We start from the raw sequence: 3,619 nt of genomic DNA, 5'->3' as shown, positions 1-3,619 counted from the left end.
CCACCAAAGCATAAAATAATGCCGAAAATCGCTTGAGGGGATTAAACCGGTGCTGCTCTATCCGGTATTCGGCATTTTCCTCACCGGCGTCATTATGATGTATGTGGTCATCGATCCTGTCAAGGCGTTGAATGAAGGGCTGAAACATTGGCTTTCCGGCATGGGAACCGCCAACTTAGTGCTGCTTGGCGCGGTGTTGGGCGGCATGATGGCGGTCGATATGGGCGGACCAATCAACAAAGCGGCGTATACGTTTGGCCTGGCGATGATTGAAGCTGGCAACTTTGCGCCGCATGCAGCGATTATGGCTGGCGGGATGGTGCCGCCGCTCGGATTGGCGCTGGCGACAACGTTCTTTAAAAAGAAATTCACGAAAGCCGAGCGGGAAGCCGGAAAAACGTGCTATATCATGGGCGCTTCGTTCATTACCGAAGGGGCGATTCCGTTTGCCGCGGCTGACCCGGTGCGGGTCATTCCATCGATTATCGTCGGATCGGCTGTTGCGGGAGCGTTGACGATGTGGTTCCATATCGGGCTGCCGGCGCCGCACGGAGGGATTTTCGTCATCCCGATCGTCAAAGGCAGTGCATGGCTTTATATCTTGGCTATTTTGATTGGTTCCATCGTAACCGCATTGATGGTCGGGTTGTGGAAAAAAGAAGTGGAAGAATAATAGAAGAAGAGGCGTTTCGCCAAAGGCGGAGCGCCTTTTTTGTTATGGAGTTTGCTATTTTTCTTACCAAATTTTCATGACAATGGTCATTTATCATGATAAAATGAACGGTTGTAAATGAGAGGAGAACCCATGATGAACACGTTTTTGCAGCTGAATACGATTTTTATCAGCATATTGATTGAATCATTGCCGTTCGTTGTGCTCGGGGTGTTTGTTTCCGGAGTCATTCAAATGTTTGTCAGTGAAGAGGCCGTACAACGGTGGATACCGAAAAACCGCCTTTTGGCCATTGTTTATGCCACATTGCTTGGGGTGTTTTTCCCTTCATGCGAATGCAGCATCGTGCCGATCACCCGCCGTCTCGTCGCCAAGGGGGTGCCGCTTTACGCGGCCGTGCCGTTTATGTTAACGGCGCCCGTCATCAATCCGGTTGTGCTGTTTTCGACATATATCGCTTTCGGAAGCAGTTGGACGATGGTATTGTGTCGGGCGCTGTTTGCTTGCGCTGTCGCCGTCGCTGTCGGCGCCGTGATGGCGATTCGGCATGAAGGCAGCGAGTTGCGCCATGAACGGCGCGAGATGCCGATGATGCCCCGTACTTGGAAAGAGAAAATCGTTGGCACCCTGCGCCATACGATCGATGAATTTTTTGCGACCGGGAAGTATTTGATCATTGGGGCGTTCATTGCTTCGGCGATGCAAACGTATGTGAAAACGTCGGCGCTTGTGGCGATCGGCAATGGGAAAGTGGCGGCCTCTTTGGTCATGATGGCGCTCGCCTTCGTGCTGTCGCTCTGTTCCGAGGCGGACGCATTTATCGCCTCGTCGTTTCAAAGCACATTTCCGTTTCACGCGCTGGCAGCGTTTCTCGTTTACGGGCCGATGCTCGATGTGAAAAATACGCTCATGTTGTTTCAGTCATTCCGAGCCCGGTTTGTGTGGAAACTGATTTCCTATATCACGTTGTTTGTGTTTGCCGGATCGCTATTGATCTAGCAAGGAGGTGGCGGCATGATTCGCATGTATATTTTGCTTGGGTTTGCGTTTTTGTTTTTTCATTTATATATTACTGGAGAGTTGAGCAAATACATTAATATGCGGTATTCGTATATTTCGTTTAGTGCGATGTTTGTGTTTGCTTTTTTAACGATTGTGCAATTTGTGCTGGCAAGCCGCAACGAGGAACCGCGTGATCATGGGGAAGAGTGCTGTGGCCATCACCATCATGAGCCGTCCGCACGCTGGAAGCGGGTGGTAAATTACCTTATTTTTGTTTTTCCGCTGGCTTCCGCCTTCTTGTTTCCCGTTGCGACGCTGGATTCTGAAGTCGTAAAGGCGAAAGGGATTCATGTTCCTGGGATGGCGGCTGACGGCAGCGATCCGTTTGCCCAGCGGCAGTTTTTGCGTCCGGATACGAGCATGTATTATGGGCGGGACGATTATCAAAATGCCATGGAAAAAGAGCTGAAAAAATACGGTCGTCTTGCTCGCTTGGAGTTGAATGATCAAAACTATTTAAATGCCATGGAAACGATTTATCAGTTTCCCGGTGCATTCGCCGCCCGCGACATTGAATTCACCGGGTTTGTTTACCGTGAGGAAACGACGCGCGCCAATGAGGCGTTTCTCCTTCGCTTTGGAATCATTCATTGTGTTGCGGATTCAGGGGTGTACGGGCTGCTCCTTCAGTTTCCAAAGACGGTGCCGCTTCAAAATGATGAATGGATTCATGTGAAAGGTACGCTATCCACCATGTATTACCAGCCGTTTCATATGACGCTTCCGTATGTAAAAGTGACGTCATGGGAGAGGGTGGCCAAACCGAAGGAGCCGTACGTATACCGCCAATTCAATGAATAAGAGCGAGCCGCGGACTGGCTTGCTCTTTTGGATAAAGTTGCGCTCATTCCTTTTGCCGCGCTTGTTTCACCGTGGTGATTGCGCTTGTTTGGCTGAACGAATTGTCGAATTGGGAAAGGGCCGTCAACGCTTGGGCGGCATCGATCACCTCGCCGAGCTTCAAGCAAAGCAAGCGCTCCTCTTCCAACCCGCGCCGCCGCCACTCGGTCCATAGACGGTCGAGCGCTTCTTTCGGCGTATCATCGGCGAGGCGGAACGCGCCGTAATGCATCGGCACAAACAGGCGGGCCCGGCAGTCCAAAAACGCCTGCACTGCTTCTTCCGGTGTGGTGTGCTGCGGCCCCATAAACCATTCCGGTTCGTACGCGCCGATCGGCAAGAGCGCATAGTCGATGGAAAAGCGTTCGCCGATGTCGCGAAAGCCGCGGAAGTAGCCGCTGTCGCCAGCAAAATAAACCGTCGGTGCGTCGTCCGCTTCAATGACCCACCCGCCCCAGTGCGACGTATTCGTATCCCAAAGCGTTCGCCGCGTCCAATGTTGGGCGGGAACAAATGTGAGCGATACGCCGTGAAAGGAGGCCGTTTCCCACCATGACAGTTCGGTGACATGGCGGTAGCCGCGGCGGCGGAACAAGCGGCCGAGCCCCTCGGGCACGAATATGTGCGGGTCACCGTGCAAACGGCGGAGGCTGCCGAAATGCAAATGGTCATAGTGGCCGTGGGAAATGAGCACAACGTCCACGGGCGGCATCTTGTCAAGCGGAACACCAGGAGCCGTCAAGCGTTTGGCCGCGCCCATCCAATTCGCCCAGACGGGATCGGTGACGATGGTGATGCCATGAAGTTGAACGACAAAGGTCGAATGGCCGACCCAGCAGAGCTGCGGCCGTCCGTTCGGCTTCTGAAGCCGCTCGTATTGAGGCGGTGAAACATGCGGCACGACGTAGGACAAGTCTTTTTGTTTTTGTTTCCGCTCCCGCTGCCAGCGGCGGAAATCGGCCCATGTTTTGTGCGTCGAGACGCCGTCTAAGTTTTCATAGCGCTTGGCCAATGATTTTTCGGCCGAATTTTACTTCGCTTCCA

At 52.9% G+C, this 3,619-nt stretch carries 3 protein-coding genes and 1 pseudogene; 3 read left to right on the top strand and 1 reads right to left on the bottom strand.

The window, feature by feature from the left end:
- Positions 1-25 precede the first annotated feature (25 nt).
- The 3 genes and pseudogenes from T260_RS121415 to T260_RS121425 all read left to right on the top strand — a co-directional run.
- Positions 26-673: pseudogene (locus T260_RS121415) on the top strand (PTS fructose transporter subunit IIC); the annotation flags it as partial.
- Positions 674-805: 132 nt separating this feature from the next.
- On the top strand, positions 806-1,672 hold the full coding sequence (locus tag T260_RS121420; protein WP_031213405.1) for a permease: 867 nt from the start codon (positions 806-808) through the stop codon (positions 1,670-1,672).
- A 15-nt stretch (positions 1,673-1,687) separates the two neighbouring features.
- A complete protein-coding gene (locus T260_RS121425) occupies positions 1,688-2,536 on the top strand; it encodes a TIGR03943 family putative permease subunit (RefSeq protein ID WP_014195935.1) in 849 nt (282 codons plus the stop codon).
- Positions 2,537-2,579: 43 nt separating this feature from the next.
- Here T260_RS121425 and T260_RS121430 read toward each other — a convergent pair whose 3' ends face one another.
- Complete coding sequence (locus tag T260_RS121430) at positions 2,580-3,587, bottom strand: MBL fold metallo-hydrolase (protein WP_023634690.1); 1,008 nt, start codon at positions 3,585-3,587, stop codon at positions 2,580-2,582.
- Between the last annotated feature and the right edge of the window lie 32 nt (positions 3,588-3,619).

Source organism: Geobacillus thermopakistaniensis (assembly GCF_000498995.1).
In the GTDB taxonomy this organism is placed as follows: Bacteria; Bacillota; Bacilli; order Bacillales; family Anoxybacillaceae; genus Geobacillus; species Geobacillus thermoleovorans.
Note: the sequence above shows the minus strand (reverse complement) of the source record. Positions and strands in the feature narration are given on the sequence as shown.